We start from the raw sequence: 18,706 nt of genomic DNA, 5'->3' as shown, positions 1-18,706 counted from the left end.
AGATATCGAGGCGAGCGAAGGCTGTACTGGCCGGAATCGAAATAATGATGGGAACACTCCGTAAACTCCCCCTTCCCCTTTTCCGAATGTCGCTGCGCGACACCGAGTGCGGAGGCGGCGGGCCGAGAGGAAATGCACCAATGGCCTTAGCCAAACGTGTTGCACGCATCGAGGCGGTGCTGCCGACGTTATGCACCAAAGCCGATCTCGAGCGGGAGATTGGTTCGGTGCGTGTCGATATCCATGACCAAGTTGGTTCACTGCGCGGTGAAATGCATAGTGAGTTCAAGGCCGTGCGTACCGAGATGCACGGTGAGTTCAAGGCCGTGCGTACCGAGATGCATGGTGAGTTCAAGGCCATGCGTACCGAGATGCATGGGGAATTCAAGGCCGTTCGTGCTGAGATGCATGCTGGGTTGGAATCGGTTCGCGGTGAGATGCATGCTGGGTTGGAATCGGTTCGCGGTGAAATGCATGCTGGGCTGGAATCGGTTCGCGGTGAAATGCACACCGAGTTCAAGGCTGTTCACGCCGAGTTCAAAACTGTGCGTTCGGAAATGCACGCTGATTCCAAGGCGTTGCGCTCAGAGATGCACACTGGATTTCAGGCGATGAGTCAGATGATGATGTCGCAAACGCGCTGGATCATCGGCACACTGCTGACCGTGTGCCCGGCCCTAGTGGCAGTGACGCTGTTCATTGTTCAACAGCGCGGGTGACGGGCGAACGCAGAATTGGCAAACCTTGAATTCGACGAGGCTTCCAACGCAGCCCACGCGCTTTCAAAGCCAGAATGTGCGGCCACGTTCGGCGCAGATCGAGGCCCGAAAAAAGGGGCCGCGTTTCAGGCGGCTTCCGAGAGCGGAACGCCCAATGCTTTCAGTTGAGTTCGCAGGTTGTCGGGGCTCGTGAAATGAATGCCGAGCAACCCCTCGTGGTCGGCGGCATGCACGTTACGAAGGCTGTCATCAATGAATGCCGTTGTTGCTGGTCGAAGTTGATGGCGTTCGATTAGCAGGCGGAAGATTGCCGGATCAGGCTTCATCATCCGTTCGCGGCCGGATACCACGATGCCTTCAAACCAGCCCAGAAATGGGAAGCGCTCTTGTGCAATAGGGAAGGTTTCGGCGGACCAGTTCGTCAGTGCTAAAAGCCGGATATCGAGGCTGCGCAGTTGTTTCAAAATGTCGACCGTGCCTGCAATATCACCGGGGATCATTTCGGACCAGCGCTCGAAGTAGGCCCTGATATTGGCTTCATGCTTCGGGTGACGGGCAACCGCGTCGTCAATCGCATCCTTCCACGGACGGCCGCAGTCCTGTTGCTCGTTCCATTCGGTGTTGCAGACATCCGCTAGGAATTGCTCCATTGCCGCCACGTCTGAGCCGAATATCTTCCGATATAGGTTGCGTGGATCCCATCGAATCAACACATTGCCTAGGTCAAAGACGATCGCGTCCACTTCATGGGAAGCGTTGGAAGGAAGAGGTGGGTTCATGCGTTCTTCTGGGCGATTGGACGGTACCCCGCAGCGTACGTGTCCTTTGAAACTAGGACAAGGCGAGGGATTCGGCGTGACGGAGCATAAAAAAACGGACCCGAAGGTCCGTTTTTCAATCGATCCGAACATCAGCCGTTGCCGTCGATGCTCTATGTGTTGGTGGAGCCGGCGGGGATCGAACCCGCGTCCGCAAGTACTCTACGACCAGTTCTACATACTTAGTTCAGTCATTTGATTTAACTGTTTTGTCGCGGACGAACACGCTACGCAACAGCGATCCACTTAATTTTCGGCTCCAGCGCCATGGCACCACCGGAGATTATCTGACGTAAATGACCTCGCGAGGTATTGCTACCCTAGCCCGTCAGAGAGCTAGTGCGAGGCAGGCGCCCTTAGGCAGCCAGTGCGTACGAGTTATCGTTTGCAGTTACTAATTTTCCCATTGATTAACGAGGTGACGGGTCCTCGGTATGCCCTGAATCGCTTCGCTACCCACGTCGAAACCATGTCGGCCCCAGTGGTGAAACGGATTATGACACAAATGCCCTACTTGAGTGCGAAGTCGACCCGCGTCGTCGCCCCCTTGTCCTTGATGCCATCCGCCGTGAGCTTGGGGGCCACCACGAACATCCGGTCCGACTCGATCTTGCCGTCAAGCCACGTGCGTACTCGCTGCGCACGCCGTTCAGCCAGCGCCCTCAAATCGTCGTCGCCCACCTTGATGTTCGTCTCCATGAGCTTCTCCATTTCGTCGTCGGGCAACGACTTCGAAAAGCCGATCATGTTGCGCGGCTTCGCAAAGTCCGCCGCCTTGTAGGCCGCCGTCAAATACTTGCTGCGCTCCTCCGGACTTACCTTCACGGAGTCCACGTCGATACTCTCGCCGCGACCCACCATCGACTTGACCTTCTGCGCCTTGATCGCACGGTCGACCGCCACTTCACGCAGCCCGTCAGTATCCTTCGCCGGATCGACGCGGCCCACGATATCGAGCTTGAGCGACGGACGATCCTTCAACGCCTTGACCAACGTATCAAGCCGCTTCTCGTCTTCCGGCGTCAAACGGGCGCTACCTGGTGCAAATTCCACATAGCCCAACTCCTGATCCCCACCGCCAAACGCCGACGCCAGCAAGCTGAACGGCGCCGTCGCCGCCTTGACGATCAGATTCACGAACGCCCGGAAAATCACCCCGCCCAAGCTGAACTGCGGATCTTCGAGCGAACCGGATATCGGAATGTTCACGTCGATCTCGCCACGCGAGTTCTTCAGCAGCGAAACCGCCAATCGCACCGGCAAGTTCGTTGCCGTCGGGCTCTCCACGCGGTCGCCGAACGTCAACTGATCGATAAAGATGTGATTGTTGGCGGTCAGCTTGGCTTGATCGAGCGAGTAGTGCACATCCACCGTGAGCTTGCCCTTCTCGATCGGATACCCCGCGTACTTGGTGGAGTACGGTGTGAGATTGGTCAACTCGATACCGTCTGCCTTCGCGCTCAGATCGACAAACGCCATCGGGGCCAGCGGATTGATCTTGCCCGAGATGTCGATCGGCGCGTTGCGGTTGACCTTGCCCTGCAACGCCACGTCGGCAGGCTCTGTCGTTGCTGTGCCGAACGCGCCGATGCGCCCGCCGATATCGGTCAGATTGGCCGTGTAATTCGGTTTGACGAAGTTGTCGGTGAAGTTGATGTTGCCGCCTTGCAGCGTAATCCGTCCGATATGAACGTCTGCCGGCAACGCCTTGCCCGTGCCGTAGCCCGGCCCGCGCTCGGCCGTCGTCTGGCCCGGCTTCTGCTCCTTCTTCTCGACTTCGGTGGGCTGACCCGCCTCAACGGCCGAGGCCGCGGCATCGAGCGGCGGTTTGGCCGCCGCGGCACTCGCCGAGCTGCCATCGAGCGGCACGCCGGTGTTGGCGCGCGTGAGCGAGCGCGGTGCTGTTTCCTTGTTACCGACCACATCGGCCAGATTCAGCCGCCCGTTGGCATTGATGATCAAACGTGCGTAGAAGCGCGACAGCGCCACGCTGCCCAATTGCACGTTGGGCTTGCCGCTGCCCACCGCCATGTTGATCTGCTGCACGGACAGCGCGTTCCAGCGCATGAAGTCATCCGCCGTCACCTTGTCGAGCAAACGAACGTTGCCCAACGTGGCGTCGCCTCGGTACGTGGCTTGCGGCGTGTCGCCCTTCATCGCAAACGTGGCGCGGCCATTACTCGAGAGCAGGGCGCTTGCGATGCTCGCGTTCAACTCGTCACTGATGTACGAGTCGAATGCGGCTAAATCGAGTTGCTGCGTCTTGATCTGAAGATCGCCGGAGATGGGCTGCGGTGTAATGCTGCCGGTCGCGTTGAGCGAGCCCTTCTTGTTAAGCGTGCCGTTGACTTCAAGCTGCAACGGCTTGCCCATGTCTTGCGACGCCCCTTGCACCCGGACATTCAACGGTGCGAACTTCGCACTGATCGGGCGGCCTTTGACGGCGCGATCTTCGAGCGAAATGCTCGCGTTCTCGAGCGAAACCTTGCCGACCTGCCACTGCCAGCCATTGGCTTGCGCGGTTTTCGACGCTGCTGGCTTTGCCGACGTGCGACGGCCACGCTCGGTCCCCACGCGCGCGTTGATGCCGCGCCCAGACCCACTGGCCGCAGCGGCCGTCTTCGGCTGGCCGTTCCCCGTGAGCGCCATCAGGTTGATCTTGCCGTCCTTATCGCGCCGCGCCGCAACGTCCAGCCCGGTGACCGTCAACTCGTCGAGCACCGCTTGCTGCGCGCCGAGATCGAAGCGCGAGAGCTTGGCCTGCGCGTGGGCAAGTTTCAGCGGGGCATCGCCTTTGATGCCGGTCAACCACTCGATCTTGTCGAGCGTGGCCGTGGCGGGCGAAATTTGAACGTTCGGCTGCTTGTCCGGCGAGAACGCGGCACTGAACTTCGCTTGCAGGCCGACGGTGCCGCTCTTCAAGTCGCCCGCCAGTGCGCCTTGGGCCAATGGCAGCAAGGGTGCAAGTGCAATCGCATCAGCATCGAGATCGCCGCTGGCGTTATACGCGGGCAAGCTGAACTGACCCTGCGCCTTGAGCGTGCCCCCGCTTTGCACGCCGATGGACGCGTCATACGTGGCGGGCTCCTTGCCGAGCGTCGAGAACTGCTTCACACCGATTTGAATGTTCTCCAACGCGACACTCGCGGGTTTGGCACCCCGTGCGTCGGTAAAGCGCGCTTTGCTGTTGACGATCGAGACTTCGCCCACCTGCAAGTCGAGCGGTGTCGGCTGTGCAGCGGCAGCGGCCTTCGCCTGGGCGGCAGCCGCCGCCGACGCCGGTGTTGCGGCTTGCGCCGTCTGTTCGGCGGCAACCTTCGGTGCCGCTTTGGCAGCCTCGCTCGCCTGCGGAGAGGCCGCCGCTTCGCCGACTGCGCGGCCCACGGCCTTGATGGCGGTGCGCTGCGGCGACAACGCCTTCTCCACGTTCAGCGAGCCATCCTTTTGCAACGTCACTTGCTGATCGAGACCATCGATTCGCACGCTGTCGATGTGATAGACGTTGTCCAGCGGCTCGACTTTGCCGAGCTTCACGTCCACTTGCTTCACGGCGATGATCGGCGCGCCGTCGGGCTCGACGACAACCGCATCGGCCAGTGTGGCCGTGCCCGTCAGGCCGACGTGGTTGCTGCCGTCCTTGTCGCGGGTGAAGCGCAGTTTCAGGTCGGTGCTCACGGCGGCGCTTTTGATTTTCGCGGGCACCGTCATGGGCGAGTACCCGAGATACTTGGGCACGTCGAGGCGGTCGAGCTTGATATCGACCGTCGATTCGAGCGAATCGGCAAAAGGCTTGGTCTGCCCCGAGATATTGAGCGGCGAACCGTCGATCGAGGCCTGTAACAACGGCTGAACAAAGATGTCGGTGTCGGCAGGCAGGTTTGCGATGAACGGCACACCGACTTGCAGATTGTCGACCACGTGCTTTTCGTTCTGCACGGTGTCGTCGAACCGGATTGTGCCGTTCTTGATCTGCACATTGTTCAGCGCAAAGCGCGCCGGCTTGGACGGCTCCGGCGACGGCGGCCCGGACGTGGCCTTATCGATGATGTCCGAGAAATTGAAGCGCTGCGGGGCCGTGCGCACGATGTTGACGACCGGCGTATCGACGTACAGTTCGTCGACGATGGGGGCGAGGCGGAACACCGAGCCCCACGACGCATTCACGCGCAACAGGCCGACATCCACGAACGGCTGCCCCGGCGTCTTGTCGCCGATGTGCACCTGATGGAGGTCGAGGCGCAGCGTGTATGGATTGAAGCTGACGTCGCCAACGCTCACCGGCCGTTCGAGATACGTCGACAGCTTCTCGATGGCGTAATGCTTGAGCACCGCCGGCACAGTGAAGTAACCCACGACGCCGAACACGGCCAGCACGCCGACGGTCCACAGACCTGTCTTGCGCGCGCGTCGTCGAACGTTGGGATCGCGGCCGAGCGCTTGCGCGCGCGCGAGTCCCTGTTGCAGGCGATTATTGCCCGGGGGGGTGTCTGGAGTAGGTTTGCGATCGTTCGCTTGCTCGGCCATGCGGTCTCCCGTAAGCAGCCAGTGAAGCACACGCCACGCCACCGTTGTGCGCGGCGGAATAGATCCGGGCCGGGCGTGCTGCGGCAGCGCCCCCGGTCCGGCAGATGACGTTCCTGAGCGGTTAGGCCCGAGACATCACCAGCGGGGCGATCGCGCCCGCGCGTTCGACGACAGCATCGGCCTGCCATTCGGCAGGCGCAAGGGTGTCGCCGCAATAACCATAGGCCGCCGCAATCGTCGCCATGCCAGCCGCCTTACCTGCCTGAATGTCGCGCAGGTCGTCGCCGACGTACACGATGTGCGCCGGCGCAATGCCTATGCATTCCGCCGCATACAACAACGGTGCGGGGTGCGGCTTGCTATGCGGCGTGGTATCGCCTGAGACGACACAAGCGGCCGTCTCGCTCAGACCTATCAGCTTGACGAGCGGATTGGTGAGCCATGCCGCCTTGTTCGTCACGATGCCCCAAGGGATACCGTTTTCGGTCAATGCCGCGAGCAGTTCGGGCACACCGTCGAAGAGGCGGCTTTGCACGCACAGCGCGGCTTCGTAATTGGCGAGAAAGGCATCGCGCAAGGCGGGGAAGGCCGCGTCGTCCGGCGTGACGCCGAAGGCACTGCCAATCAATCCACGCGCGCCATGCGACGCTTGCAGACGCAGCGCTTCGTACGGTCCGGGCGGCAAGCCGCGGTCGGTGCGCACCTTGTTGACTGCCGCGACGAGGTCGGGTGCCGTGTCGGCGAGAGTGCCATCGAGGTCGAACAGCACGGCGCGCACATCGCCGCCCAGCAGGCGCGAGGCGCTATCGCCGATGTTGTCGGCGTTGGCGGCGAGAGTGGTGCGCGCAGGGGGCTCGAACATATCAGGCATCGCGCGTGCACGCGATCATGTAGTTGACGTCGGTATCGCGATTGATCGCGTAACGCTTGTTCAGCGGGTTGTACGTCAAGCCGCGCATATCGCGCACCGCCAGGCCGCTCGCCCGCGTATAAGAGGCGAGTTCCGACGGGCGAATGAACTTGGCGTAGTCATGCGTGCCGCGCGGCAGCATGCGCAGTACGTACTCCGCACCGACCACGGCCAGCAGCCATGCCTTCGGATTCCGGTTCAGGGTCGAGAAGAACACATGGCCCCCCGGTTTGACGAGCGTGGCGCAGGCCGCGACGATCGAGGCCGGCGAGGGCACGTGTTCGAGCATTTCCATGCAGGTCACGACATCGTACGTACCGGCTTCGCGTACGGCGAGCTCTTCAGCCGCAATCTCTTCGTACTCGATCGGCAGACCAGCTTCGAGGCTGTGCAGATCGGCCACGCCGAGGGCTTTCTTCGAGAGGTCGATGCCTTTGACACGTGCGCCCTGACGCGCCATCGATTCGGTCAGGATGCCGCCGCCGCAGCCGACGTCGAGTACGCGCTTGCCTTGCAATGGTACGTGCTGCTCGATCCAGTCGAGACGCAACGGGTTGATTTCGTGCAGCGGCTTGAATTCGCTGTGCGGGTCCCACCAGCGGTGGGCCAGTTCACTGAATTTGTTGAGTTCTTGGGGGTCGGCGTTCATCGATAAGTCACAGACGTTGACGGCTTGCGCAGGCAGGATGCCGGGCGGCGGCGCGTGCCCATCGACCGGGCAGGGGCCGGCGGGTGCCGTCGAGATGGGGCAAGTATAACGAAGTGAGTGCGCCCATGTCCAAAGCGCCAAGCGTGGCGCGACTTTGCAGCGCACCAATGGCCGATCGGCAGGCAGGGGACGCTGGGCTGGGTCGGCAGGCCGTCGATACCCTTTGAATCCGGTCCCGAGTGGTGTGAAACGGGCGTTTTGACGCATTGCCGCTCGCCGTCGGCCTTGGATGACGGCACCATGGCGCGATGCTGTCCGTGAGGTGGCGGCTATCTGGCAAGCCGGTCCGGGCAGGGAAAACGCCGACTGCGAGCCCCCGGCAGATACGCCACACTCGGGGGCACGTCTCTCCGTGTACCCGGTGGGACGATTCGTGTTTGCCGTCTAGGCTGTGGGGCCGGCAAGGCGCCCGGCCCAATGACGGCAGACGCCCGGCCGTTTTGGATCGGACTCCGCACGGAGGCGCCATGACGCACACCACGGCGCAAGACAGCGCCGCTGCCGCTCCGCCCCCCGGACCGCACCGGCGGTCTCGCCATTGGCGCTGGCTGGTGCTGGTGCTGCTGGCGATCGTCGCGCTCCTCGTCTGGCGATGGATCGCCAATCGCAAGCCACCCCCTGCGCCCCCACCGCCGCCTGTCGCTGTGATTACGGCCATTGCGTCGGCGCGCGATCTGCCGCGCTACGTATTAGGTATCGGTACGGTGCAGGCCACCACTTCGGTGACCGTACGGGTGCGGGTCGATGGCCAGATCGAGCGCATCGCTTTCCAGGAAGGGCAGGACGTGAAGGCTGGCGATTTGCTCGTGCAAATCGATCCGCGACCCTACCGCGCCCAACTGGAGCAAGCACGCGCGACCAAGGCCCGCGACCAGGCCCAACTGGTCAACGCACGCGTCGATCTCAAGCGCTACCAAACATTGGCCGCCCAAGGCGCGTCGCCACAGCAGCAGGCGGATACACAGGCCGCACTCGTCAAGCAGTTGGAAGCGGCGGTGATGACCGACCAAGCGCAGATCGACTATGCCGCCGTGCAACTCGACTACACGACGATTCGCTCGCCAGTGACAGGACGCACCGGCGTGCGGCTGGTCGACGTCGGGAACATCGTGCACGCCGCCGACGCCAACGGCATCGTTATCGTCAATCAGATCGATCCGATTACCGTCTTATTCACGCTGCCGGAAGAAGCCGTCGGGCGCGTGAATGCCGCCATGCAGGCCGCCGGGAGTCAGGGGCTGGCAGTCGATGTCTTCCCGCGCACGGGCACTGAGCAATTGGCCTCGGGGAAACTCACGCTGATCAATAACCAGATCGACAACACCAGCGGCACGGTGCAATTGAAAGCGACCTTCGCCAATGCCGATCACCGCCTCTGGCCGGGGCAGTATGTCAATGCGCGGCTCACGCTGGGCGTGATGGCGCAGGCGATAGCGCTCGATAACTCGGTCATTCAAAGCGGGCCGAACGGGACTTATGTGTATGTGGTGGGCAGCGATGGCCGCGCGGCCGTGCAGCCGGTGAAGGTGGGCATCACACAGGGCAATCGCACCATCATCGAAAGCGGTTTGGCACCGGGCGCCCGTGTAGTCGTGGAAGGGCAGCTCAAGCTGCGGCCCGGTGTGGCCGTGGTGGAGGCGCGCGGGGCCGCTGGCGGTGCGACTGGCGGTGCGGGCAGCGGAGCGAGTGCAAGCGCAGCAACGTCAGCCGCCCCGGCCACGCCTGCCAGCGGGACACCGGCGGCCAAATAGCCCATGTCCATTTCCGCCGCCTTTATCAAACGACCGATCGGCACCTCGCTGCTGGCGGCGGCGCTCTTTCTCGTGGGCGTGGCCGCGTGGCCGCTTCTGCCGGTCGCGCCGCTGCCCCAGGTCGATTTCCCGACCATTCAGGTCTCCGTCACATTGCCAGGGGCCGACCCATCGACCATGGCGTCGAATGTGGCGACTCCGCTGGAGCGGCAGTTCTCGCTGATTGCGGGACTCACGCAGATGACCTCGACGAGCGCCCTCGGCGCCACATCGATCACGCTGCAATTCGATCTGAACCGTAATATCGACGCCGCCGCAGTCGACGTGCAGGCGGCCATCAATGCGGCCGGTGGCCAGTTGCCGAGCAATTTGCCCAGCCCGCCGACCTACCGCAAGGTGAATCCGGCCGACTCGCCGATCATGCTGATGTCGGTCAAGTCGGATACCTTGCCGCTCACGGTCGTGAACGACTACGCCGACAACATCCTCGCGCAGCAAATTTCGCAAATTGACGGCGTTGGGCTGGTGAACATCGGCGGTACGCAAAAACCGGCAATCCGGGTGCAGCTCGATCCCGACAAGGTGGCGGCGCTCGGGCTGGATCTCGAAACCGTGCGCGCCGCGCTGGGCAGCGCAACGGTCAACACACCGAAAGGCAGTTTCGACGGCCCTCGGCAGAGCGTGACGGTCTACGACAACGGCCAGTTGCTCGATCCGGTGCGTTGGAACGATGTGATCGTCGCGTATCGAAATGGCGCTCCGGTTCGCGTGCGCGATTTAGGACAGGCGGTGGCCGGACCGGAAAATGCCCGCTTCGCTGGCTGGGCCTATCGCGGCGCGGCTATGCCGGAGAGCGAGCCGCTCAAGAGCGGGCGCTCGGTGTTTCTCGCGGTGACCAAGCAGCCGGGCGCGAACGTGATCGCGACCGTCGAGCGCATCAAGGCGGCACTGCCGCGTTTGCAGGCATCGATTCCCCCCGCAGTCGAGGTCAACGTGCTGACCGACCGCACGCAAACCATCCGGGCGTCGGTCGAGGACGTGGAGTTCACGCTGGTGCTCACCGGTGTGCTCGTGGTGCTGGTGATCTTCCTCTTCCTGCGGAATTTGCCCGCCACACTCATTCCGGCCGTGACGGTGCCGCTCGCGATGATGGGGACCGCCGCCGTGATGTACGGCATCGGCTTCAGCCTCGATAACCTGTCGCTAATGGCGCTCACGATCTCGGTCGGGTTCGTCGTGGACGATGCCATCGTGATGCTCGAGAACATCTATCGCCACGTCGAAGACGGCATGGCACCGATGGAAGCGGCATATCGCGGGGCGGCCGAAATTGGGTTCACCATCGTGTCGATTTCGGTGTCGCTGGTCGCCGTGTTCATCCCGTTGCTGCTGATGGGCGGCATTGTGGGGCGGCTGTTCCGGGAGTTCGCCATTACGGTGACGCTGACCATTGCGATTTCGGTCATCGTCTCGCTCACGCTCACGCCGATGCTGTGTTCGCGGTTCTTGCGCGACGCGTCGAAAGTGCAGCACGGCCGTCTGTATCGATGGTTCGAGACCGGTTTCACGCATATGCAGGAGAGCTATCGGCGCGGGCTGCACGTCGTGCTCGAGCACCAGTTCATCACGCTGCTCGTGTTCATCGCCACGGTTGCGCTGACCGCGTTGTTGTACGTGGTGATTCCGAAGGGCTTCTTCCCGCAGCAGGACACGGGGTTTGTGTTCGGCTTCGCGGAGTCGTCGCAGGACACCTCGTTCCAACTGATGAGCCAGCGCGTGGTGCGCGTGGCCGATGTGGTGCGTCAAGACCCGGACGTGCTGAGCTTCGTGGCCAACACCGGGAACAACACGGCGAACACGGCAAATTTCTACATCAACCTCAAACCGAAATCGGCCGGACGCACGCTTTCCGCCGACCAGGTGATCGCGCGCCTGCGGCCTAAACTCGCGCAACTCGAAGGGATCAATTTGTTCCTGCAAGCGGGGCAGGACATCAATGTCGGCGGGCGTTTGGCGCGCACGCAGTATCAATACACGCTGACCGACGCCGATATCAACGAACTGAATATCTACGCGCCGAGGCTGTTGGAGCGTTTGCGCAAGCTGCCGCAACTCACTGATCTCGCGACCGATCAGCAAAGCAATGCGCCCACGGCGACGCTGACCATCGATCGGGATCGCGCGTCGAGCTTCGGTATCTCGCCTGCGGTCATCGAAGCGACGCTTTACGACGCGATCGGACAGCGGCAGATCGCGCAGTACTTCACGCAGATCAACAGCTATCACGTCATCATGGAAGTCACGCCCGCGTTGCAGGCTGACCCGTCGCTACTCGATAAGCTTTATCTCAACTCACCGATCACCGGGCAACGTGTGCCGCTCTCGACGTTCGTCTACGTGGATCGCAGCAAGACCAATTACCTGTTGATCAGCCACCAGAGCCAGTTTCCGGCGGTGACGCTGTCGTTCAATCTGGCACCGGGCGTCTCGCTCGGTGAGGCCGTCGACGCGATTCGGCGCACGCAGGCCGAAATGAATTTGCCCCTCTCGCTCAATGGCACGTTTCAAGGCACGGCGCAGGCGTTCCGGGATTCGCTGGCGACGCAGCCGTATTTGATTCTGGCGGCGCTGATTGCGGTCTATATCGTGCTCGGGCTGCTATACGAGAGTTACATTCATCCGCTTACGATCTTGTCCACGCTGCCGTCCGCTGGCGTAGGCGCGTTGCTGATTCTGATGATCGGCGGGCACGATCTGAGCGTGATTGCGCTGATCGGCATCATTTTGCTGATCGGGATCGTCAAGAAGAACGGGATCATGATGGTCGACTTCGCGTTGACTGCGGAGCGCGAGAAGGGGCTCTCGCCGGAGGAGTCGATTTATCAGGCGTGTCTGCTGCGCTTTCGTCCGATCATGATGACCACGATGTGTGCGTTGCTTGCGGGCTTGCCGTTGATGCTGGGTACGGGGGCGGGGTCGGAGTTGCGGCGTCCGCTGGGGTACGCGATGGTCGGCGGCTTGCTGCTCTCGCAAGCGCTCACGTTGTTTACGACGCCAGTGGTGTATCTGTATCTCGACCGGGCAAGTCAGTGGTATCGGCGGCGCAAGGAGGCGAAAGGTGAGGGCGGTGCGCCGTGAGGCGGGAGGGGGAGGTGGGTCCGGATGGTGATATCCGGACCCTTGGTGTTGGCCTATGGGGCTTGGCCGGTTGGTGACGGCTGATTAGTCGGTCTACTAGTGCCGGACTTTTGGTGCTTTAGGCCGCGGCCGGAAGGTTGGCCAATACGGCGTGCGGGTCGTGATAGGGCAGGCCGAGTGCTTCGGCGACGCCGCGATTCGTCACCATGCCGCGTGCCACGTTCAGCCCCGCGAGGAGATGCGCGTCGGCCCGCATCGCGGCTACCGGACCGTGTTCAGCCAATTGCAGGATGAACGGCAGCGTGACGTTGTTGAGCGCGAAGGTCGACGTTCGCGGCACGCCACCCGGCATGTTCGCGACGCAGTAATGCACGACGCCATCGACGACGTAGACGGGGTCGGCATGCGTCGTCGGACGCGATGTCTCGCAACAGCCGCCCTGATCGATCGCCACGTCCACAATGACGGCGCCTTTGCGCATGATGCCGAGCATCTCGCGGGTGATCAGCTTCGGTGCAGCCGCCCCAGGAATCAGCACGCCGCCGATGACGAGATCGGCCTCGCGCAGATGTTGCTCGATGGCGTGCTGTGTTGAGTACACGGTCTGCACGCGGCCGCCAAACTGCGCGCTCAGGCGGCGCAGGGCATCGACCGATTTGTCGATGATCGTCACCTGTGCACCGATGCCGACAGCGACCGTTGCCGCGTTGGTCCCGACGACCCCGCCGCCGAGAATCAAGACCTTACCGGCTTCTACGCCGGGCACCCCAGAGAGCAGCAAGCCAAGCCCGCCATGCGCCTTTTCAAGCGCCGTTGCACCGGCCTGAATCGACATCCGCCCGGCGACTTCGGACATCGGGGCGAGCAGCGGCAGTCCGCCAGTGGCAGACGTTACGGTTTCATAGGCGATGCAGGTGGCACCGCTCTTGAGGAGATCGCGCGTTTGTTCAGGATCGGGCGCGAGGTGCAGATAAGTGAAGAGTGTGTGATGCGCGCGCAGACGGGCGCGTTCGACCGCCTGGGGCTCTTTGACCTTGACGATCAGCTCGGCACGGTCGAAGACTTCGGCGGCACTGGCGGCGATACGTGCTCCGGCAGCGGTGTAGACCGTATCGTCCATGCCGATGCCCGCACCTGCCTGCGTTTCGATCCATACCTCGTGCCCGCGTGCCACCACTTCGCGTACGGCTGCGGGCGTCATGCCTACGCGGTATTCGTGGTTCTTGATCTCCTTCGGTACGCCGATTTTCATGATGTGTCTCCTGTTGTGATGTGACGGCAAATAAACGCTATCGAACCAGTCATCAGGCGGGGCGGGCGCGGCATTCGTGTGTCGCGTCTCATCGTTGTTCACACCGTGCTTGTCGATGTGAATCCCCAAACAAAAACGGCACCCGAAGGTGCCGTTCGATGCATCAGGCGAAGGCCGGTTGGGCCTGCGCGTCAGGGGCGCCACTGTAGCGCGCCACCGACAGATCGTCGGACAGAATGGCGGGCCGGCGGCCCGACATCAGGTCGGCCAGCAACTGGCCGGAGCCGCAGGACATCGTCCAGCCCAGTGTGCCGTGGCCCGTATTCAGGAAGAGATTGCGCAAGGCCGTGGCACCGACGATCGGCGTGCCGTCCGGCGTCATCGGGCGCAGGCCCGTCCAGAACGACGCTTCGGCCGTATTGCCCGCACCGGGGTACAGGTCGTTGACGACCATTTCGAGCGTGGCGCGGCGTGCCGGGTTGAGAGTCTTGTTGTAGCCGACGACTTCCGCCATGCCGCCAACGCGGATACGGTCGTCGAAACGCGTGACGGCAATCTTGTACGTTTCGTCGAGCACGGTCGAGACCGGGGCGCGTTCGGCGTCGACGATCGGTACTGTGATCGAGTAACCCTTGAGCGGGTAGACCGGGATGTCGACGATGCCGCGCAGGAACGGCGTCGAGAAGGAGCCGAGGGCCACCACATAGGCGTCGGCGCGCTGCATCATGCCAGCGCAGACCACGCCTTCAATCTTGTCACCGACCACTTGCAGGCCGTCGATCGGCATGTCGTAGCGGAACTTCACGCCCAGCGCTTCGGCCATCGCAGCCAAACGCGTCGTGAAGAGCTGGCAGTCGCCAGTCTCGTCGTTCGGCAGGCGCAGGCCGCCCGTGAGCTTATGCGCAACAGCCGCCAGGGCCGGTTCAGCGCTGGCGAGCGCAGTGCGGTCCAGCAGTTCGAACGGCACGCCCGCTTCTTCGAGCACGGCGATGTCACGTGCTGCGTTGGCCAGTTGCTCTTCGGTACGGAACAGTTGCAGCGTGCCGGCCTGACGGCCCTCATAGGCGATGCCCGTCTCGGCGCGCAGGGCTCGGAAGCAATCGCGGCTGTATTCCGCAATGCGCACCATACGTTCCTTGTTGACGGTGTAGCGCTCCGGCGTGCAGTTGCGCAGCATTTGATAGAGCCACTTGAGCTGCGTGAGCGAGCCGTCCGGACGAATGGCGAGCGGCGCATGCTTCTGGAACAGCCACTTGATGGCCTTGGTCGGAATGCCCGGCGCGGCCCACGGCGACGCGTAGCCCGGCGAAATCTGGCCGGCGTTGCCGAAGCTGGTCTCAAGCGCCGGACCTGCCTGGCGGTCGAGCACCGTGACGTCGTGCCCGGCCTTTGCCAGGTAGTAGGCGCTAGTAACGCCGATGACGCCGCTGCCGAGAACGATGACCTTCATTGCGTGGACTCCTGTAAATCCGTAGTTATGCAGTATTTATTCGCATGCTATTCTCGGATTGCTAGGTTTAGTTAATGAATATCAGTCGAATTCAGGAAAAAATCATGAGAGTGCAGCAGCAATCGATTCGGACGCTCGATCGGCTCGACCGGCGCATCCTCACGTTGCTTCAGCAAGACGGTCGAATGTCGATGAAAGACCTGTCGGAGCAGGTGGGGTTGTCGATCACGCCGTGCATCGAGCGCGTGAAACGCATGGAACGCGACGGCGTGATCATGGGTTACTTCGCGCGCGTAAATCCGGCGGCATTGGGGGCGGCGCTGCTCGTGTTTGTCGAGATCACGCTCGATCACAAGTCGGGGAACATGTTCGATCAGTTCCGTCGCGAAGTGCTGCGAATTCCCGAGGTGATGGAGTGCCATCTCATCTCGGGCGACTTCGACTACCTAATCAAGGCGCGTATTCGCGAGATGTCGGAATACCGGAAGCTGTTGGGCGACATCTTGTTGCAGCTGCCGGGCGCCGTGCAGTCCAAGAGTTACGTCGTGATGGAAGAGATCAAAGAGACGCTGACGGTCTACGTCGAAGAGTGAGTTTGAGGGTGTTGTTTGCTTAAAAAAGTGGCATCTGCGGATCGACTTTGCCATTTATGGTGTCGGCTGCGTCTGCCCCGGTCTGCCGTGCGCGGTTTTGTTGGTGCGAGCCGCCGGGGGAGCCCTGCGGCGTTTCCGGGCGATCGGGCACCCTGAAATGGTCGTTGCGAAGCGGTGGGCGAGCCTGATTCAACCCCAGCTTGCGGGCCGCTAGCAAAAAGCGCTGCCGGATGAGTTCGGCATGCAGCCCCGTCCCGCGCATTCTCGTGCCGAACTCGGCGCTGTTGTGTTTGCCGTCGCGAACCTGTTCGATCAGGCTCATGACGTGACGCGCACGCATTGGGTAATGCGTTTCCAGCCATTCGACGAATACGTCGTGCACCTCGCGCGGCAAACGCAGCATCGTATAGGACGCATACGTTGCACCGGCCTGGGCTGCGGTCGTCAATACCCGTTCGATATCGAAATCGGTCAGCGCCGGCACGATCGGCGCGACGATAACGCCCGTCGGAATGCCCGCCTGTGTGAGTTTGTGAATGGCTTCGATGCGCTTTGGCGGCGTGTTGGCGCGGGGTTCCATCTTGCGGGCAATTTCCGCGTCGAGCGTTCCCACTGAAATGAATACGCGCGCGAGGCCGCGTTGCGCCATGCGCGACAGGATGTCGATGTCGCGCGTCACCAGCGCCGATTTTGTCGTGATCCCCACGGGGTGACCGAACCGTTCAAGCACCTCAAGCACGCTGCGCGTAATGCCGTACTCACGCTCGATCGGCTGATAGGGATCGGTGTTCGCGCCTAAGGCCAGCAACGCGGGCTGATACCCCCGTTTGCGTAGCTCGGCATCGAGTCGCTCGGCGGCGTTGGTCTTGGCATACAGACGCGTTTCGAAGTCGAGCCCCGGCGAAAGCCCAAGATAAGCATGCGTGGGGCGCGCGAAACAATACGTACAGCCATGCTCGCAGCCGCGATACGGGTTGATGGAGCGGTCGAAAGGAATGTCGGACGATGTGTTCCGCGAAATGATCGTGCGCGCCGTTTCCAACGCCACCTGCGTAACGAATTTGACCTCGGTTTCGTGGGCCATGTCCGATTCATGGCGGGTCTCGTCGACTTCGCGGCGAAACTCGGAAAAGCGTGATTCTAGGTTGGCAACAGCGCCTCGGCCACGGCGGGACGGGGGCGGCGCGAATGACGAAGCCATAGCCAGTCTCCTTGCTTGCAGTCCGGACGCCTGCCGAAGGGCATCCACGGGGAATGCTTGTCATTATACTGTGTTTTTATACAGTATTTGAGCGAGAGGCAAAGATGACTGGCAGCGGATACGGCGGGGCGCTATCTAGTGCTTGGCGCGCTTGGGCGGCTTGGAATGCTTGGGCTGACGTGTGGGGCAATTGGCTCACCCGTTGCCCGGGTGCATGGCTACGGCGCGTCTTTAGGCGCGACCGGCGGCACGTAGGGGGCGATGGCGCGGGCGATGGCATCGAGTGCCGCATCGTCCGCATTGGGGCGTTGCCGGGCGAGGCGAATCGCGCGCAGCGTCAGCAACGCGTACAGCGTGGCGTGATTCCCCCCCATGTTGGCAAGGGCTTCGGTGTGACGGGTGACGATACCGGCGTCGCCGCGCGACACGGGACCTGCCAATGCGCCCGAGAGCCCACGCTCGCGTGCAGCAGTGAGCGTGCCCATCACGAGCGGCCACATGGCGGCTTGGGCATCGTCCTCGGGCATGCCGATGGCGCGCCAAAGTTCAGTGGCTTCTTCCAGCGCGCAGAGCAGAAAGCTCGCGGCGTAATTGGCGCCGGCGTGATATCGCATGCGCTCTCCTGCCGGAATCTCGAGCGGTCGGCAGCCAATGTCGTCGGCCAGCGTGCGAAGGGTCAGTGCGAGCGAAGGCTCGGCTTCTATCGTGATGGCGCTGCCTGCCATGCGGGTAGCGTCATCGGCGAGTCCGGCAAACAAGAAGAGCGGATGGAAGCCGCCAATCTGCGCGCCGCGTTTTGCCGCGGGACGAAGCAACTCGACTTCGGAAGCGCCGCTGCAATGCACCAGCGCCTGCGAGGCCGACGGCGAGAGATTGTCCGCGCACATCGCGAGGGCGTCGTCGGGCACCGTCAAGAAGACCAGGTCGGCGTGGTCGAAAACGGCGTTCGCATCGCCTGCTCCTGCGACCGCAATCGTGTGGCACTGCGGGAGTTGGGCGGCGAGGGCTTTGGCAGTGTTTGCGCTTCGGCTGGCGACCGCTGTGACGTTGTATCCGGCACGCGTGGCCGCGAGCGACAGGGCTGTGGCAACGCGCCCAGCGCCGATAAAGCCCAGTGTCGGGCGTTGATCGTTCTGGGCCTTGGTGTTTACTGGGTTCACAGCGGTATCGTGCCGATGGGGATGGGCTTACTGCGACAAGCGATTCGGCGTGTCGTGCGTCTCGAAGTACGTCTGAAACGCGACGGCGAAACCGACCATCATGAGCATGGCGCCGACGAAGAGCGACACGCTCACGATGATCACCGCGGTCCAACCCGAGCGCGAGCGGCCCGTCGCGCCGGGGTTGAACTGCTGGTCCCAACGCTCATCAGGGCGAAGGCCATAGACGATGGCTGCGAGAAACGCCGAGAACAGCGAAATCGCACCCAGAATCGTGAGCACCCAGCCCGCGGTGGAACTGAGGTCGCTCGTCACCAACAACCCCCAACCGGCGACGCCGCAGGCCGAGCCTACGATGTGCGCCCAACCGAACGGGTCGCGCAAGCCGTAGAGATAGAAGCGATGCAGGCCGAGCGTGCCGAACAACATCGCCAGGCCGGCGGTCAGGGTCTTGGATTTGTGGGTGAGAGCGCTCATCAGG

At 62.5% G+C, this 18,706-nt stretch carries 13 protein-coding genes and 1 other RNA gene; 4 read left to right on the top strand and 10 right to left on the bottom strand.

Going from position 1 to position 18,706, the window contains the following annotated elements:
• The first annotated feature begins 140 nt into the window (after nt 1-140).
• Nucleotides 141-719 carry a hypothetical protein gene (locus PPN31114_RS08080; RefSeq protein WP_150678877.1) on the top strand — a complete coding sequence of 193 codons (579 nt, stop codon included), beginning with the start codon at nt 141-143 and terminating at the stop codon, nt 717-719.
• A 125-nt stretch (nt 720-844) separates the two neighbouring features.
• Here PPN31114_RS08080 and PPN31114_RS08075 read toward each other — a convergent pair whose 3' ends face one another.
• From PPN31114_RS08075 to ubiG, 5 genes are all read right to left on the bottom strand, one after another.
• On the bottom strand, nt 845-1,498 hold the full coding sequence (locus PPN31114_RS08075; protein WP_150678876.1) for an HAD family hydrolase: 654 nt from the start codon (nt 1,496-1,498) through the stop codon (nt 845-847).
• Nucleotides 1,499-1,658: 160 nt separating this feature from the next.
• Nucleotides 1,659-2,017: a transfer-messenger RNA gene (gene ssrA, locus PPN31114_RS08070) on the bottom strand.
• A 30-nt stretch (nt 2,018-2,047) separates the two neighbouring features.
• Entirely contained in the window at nt 2,048-6,061 is a 4,014-nt protein-coding gene (locus PPN31114_RS08065; RefSeq protein ID WP_150678875.1) for a DUF748 domain-containing protein, read from the bottom strand.
• A 121-nt stretch (nt 6,062-6,182) separates the two neighbouring features.
• Nucleotides 6,183-6,923, bottom strand: coding sequence for an HAD-IA family hydrolase (locus tag PPN31114_RS08060; protein ID WP_150678874.1), 741 nt, complete (start codon nt 6,921-6,923; stop codon nt 6,183-6,185).
• A gap of 1 nt (nt 6,924) precedes the next feature.
• A complete protein-coding gene (gene ubiG / locus PPN31114_RS08055) occupies nt 6,925-7,620 on the bottom strand; it encodes a bifunctional 2-polyprenyl-6-hydroxyphenol methylase/3-demethylubiquinol 3-O-methyltransferase UbiG (protein ID WP_150678873.1) in 696 nt (231 codons plus the stop codon).
• Nucleotides 7,621-8,147: 527 nt separating this feature from the next.
• Between ubiG and PPN31114_RS08050 the strand changes: the two genes are divergently transcribed.
• Both PPN31114_RS08050 and PPN31114_RS08045 read left to right on the top strand, forming a co-directional pair.
• Nucleotides 8,148-9,431: an efflux RND transporter periplasmic adaptor subunit gene (locus tag PPN31114_RS08050; protein WP_150678872.1), complete on the top strand. Its 1,284-nt coding sequence runs from the start codon at nt 8,148-8,150 to the stop codon at nt 9,429-9,431.
• 3 nt (nt 9,432-9,434) lie between these two features.
• Nucleotides 9,435-12,569 (top strand): efflux RND transporter permease subunit, encoded by a 3,135-nt coding sequence (locus tag PPN31114_RS08045; protein ID WP_150678871.1) that lies wholly within the window; start codon nt 9,435-9,437, stop codon nt 12,567-12,569.
• A 118-nt stretch (nt 12,570-12,687) separates the two neighbouring features.
• Here PPN31114_RS08045 and ald read toward each other — a convergent pair whose 3' ends face one another.
• Both ald and PPN31114_RS08035 read right to left on the bottom strand, forming a co-directional pair.
• Nucleotides 12,688-13,821, bottom strand: a complete 1,134-nt coding sequence (gene ald / locus PPN31114_RS08040) for an alanine dehydrogenase (protein WP_150678870.1) — start codon at nt 13,819-13,821, stop codon at nt 12,688-12,690.
• 163 nt (nt 13,822-13,984) lie between these two features.
• Entirely contained in the window at nt 13,985-15,271 is a 1,287-nt protein-coding gene (locus tag PPN31114_RS08035) for a D-amino acid dehydrogenase (RefSeq protein ID WP_150678869.1), read from the bottom strand.
• A 104-nt stretch (nt 15,272-15,375) separates the two neighbouring features.
• Here PPN31114_RS08035 and PPN31114_RS08030 point away from each other — a divergent pair, with 104 nt between their 5' ends.
• Nucleotides 15,376-15,864: an Lrp/AsnC ligand binding domain-containing protein gene (locus PPN31114_RS08030; RefSeq protein ID WP_150678868.1), complete on the top strand. Its 489-nt coding sequence runs from the start codon at nt 15,376-15,378 to the stop codon at nt 15,862-15,864.
• Nucleotides 15,865-15,883: 19 nt separating this feature from the next.
• Here the strand turns inward: PPN31114_RS08030 and PPN31114_RS08025 are convergent, their stop codons facing one another.
• The 3 genes from PPN31114_RS08025 to PPN31114_RS08015 all read right to left on the bottom strand — a co-directional run bounded on the left by PPN31114_RS08025 (nt 15,884) and on the right by PPN31114_RS08015 (nt 18,702).
• Nucleotides 15,884-17,065, bottom strand: a complete 1,182-nt coding sequence (locus tag PPN31114_RS08025; protein ID WP_246182430.1) for a PA0069 family radical SAM protein — start codon at nt 17,063-17,065, stop codon at nt 15,884-15,886.
• 218 nt (nt 17,066-17,283) lie between these two features.
• Nucleotides 17,284-18,225: a Rossmann-like and DUF2520 domain-containing protein gene (locus tag PPN31114_RS08020; protein ID WP_150678867.1), complete on the bottom strand. Its 942-nt coding sequence runs from the start codon at nt 18,223-18,225 to the stop codon at nt 17,284-17,286.
• A 27-nt stretch (nt 18,226-18,252) separates the two neighbouring features.
• Complete coding sequence (locus PPN31114_RS08015) at nt 18,253-18,702, bottom strand: TM2 domain-containing protein (protein ID WP_150678866.1); 450 nt, start codon at nt 18,700-18,702, stop codon at nt 18,253-18,255.
• Between the last annotated feature and the right edge of the window lie 4 nt (nt 18,703-18,706).

Source organism: Pandoraea pneumonica, assembly GCF_902459645.1.
Taxonomy (GTDB): Bacteria; Pseudomonadota; Gammaproteobacteria; order Burkholderiales; family Burkholderiaceae; genus Pandoraea; species Pandoraea pneumonica.
Note: the sequence above shows the minus strand (reverse complement) of the source record. Positions and strands in the feature narration are given on the sequence as shown.

What these genes read in the sequence shown, in the direction of transcription:
- PPN31114_RS08060 (WP_150678874.1), bottom strand. Translation starts at nt 6,923, where the DNA reads ATGTTCGAGCCCCCTGCGCGCACCACTCTCGCCGCCAACGCCGACAAC.
- PPN31114_RS08065 (WP_150678875.1), bottom strand. Translation starts at nt 6,061, where the DNA reads ATGGCCGAGCAAGCGAACGATCGCAAACCTACTCCAGACACCCCCCCG.
- PPN31114_RS08050 (WP_150678872.1), top strand. Translation starts at nt 8,148, where the DNA reads ATGACGCACACCACGGCGCAAGACAGCGCCGCTGCCGCTCCGCCCCCC.
- ubiG (WP_150678873.1), bottom strand. Translation starts at nt 7,620, where the DNA reads ATGAACGCCGACCCCCAAGAACTCAACAAATTCAGTGAACTGGCCCAC.
- ald (WP_150678870.1), bottom strand. Translation starts at nt 13,821, where the DNA reads ATGAAAATCGGCGTACCGAAGGAGATCAAGAACCACGAATACCGCGTA.
- PPN31114_RS08030 (WP_150678868.1), top strand. Translation starts at nt 15,376, where the DNA reads ATGAGAGTGCAGCAGCAATCGATTCGGACGCTCGATCGGCTCGACCGG.
- PPN31114_RS08015 (WP_150678866.1), bottom strand. Translation starts at nt 18,702, where the DNA reads ATGAGCGCTCTCACCCACAAATCCAAGACCCTGACCGCCGGCCTGGCG.
- PPN31114_RS08025 (WP_246182430.1), bottom strand. Translation starts at nt 17,065, where the DNA reads ATGGCTTCGTCATTCGCGCCGCCCCCGTCCCGCCGTGGCCGAGGCGCT.
- PPN31114_RS08035 (WP_150678869.1), bottom strand. Translation starts at nt 15,271, where the DNA reads ATGAAGGTCATCGTTCTCGGCAGCGGCGTCATCGGCGTTACTAGCGCC.
- PPN31114_RS08080 (WP_150678877.1), top strand. Translation starts at nt 141, where the DNA reads ATGGCCTTAGCCAAACGTGTTGCACGCATCGAGGCGGTGCTGCCGACG.
- PPN31114_RS08075 (WP_150678876.1), bottom strand. Translation starts at nt 1,498, where the DNA reads ATGAACCCACCTCTTCCTTCCAACGCTTCCCATGAAGTGGACGCGATC.
- PPN31114_RS08045 (WP_150678871.1), top strand. Translation starts at nt 9,435, where the DNA reads ATGTCCATTTCCGCCGCCTTTATCAAACGACCGATCGGCACCTCGCTG.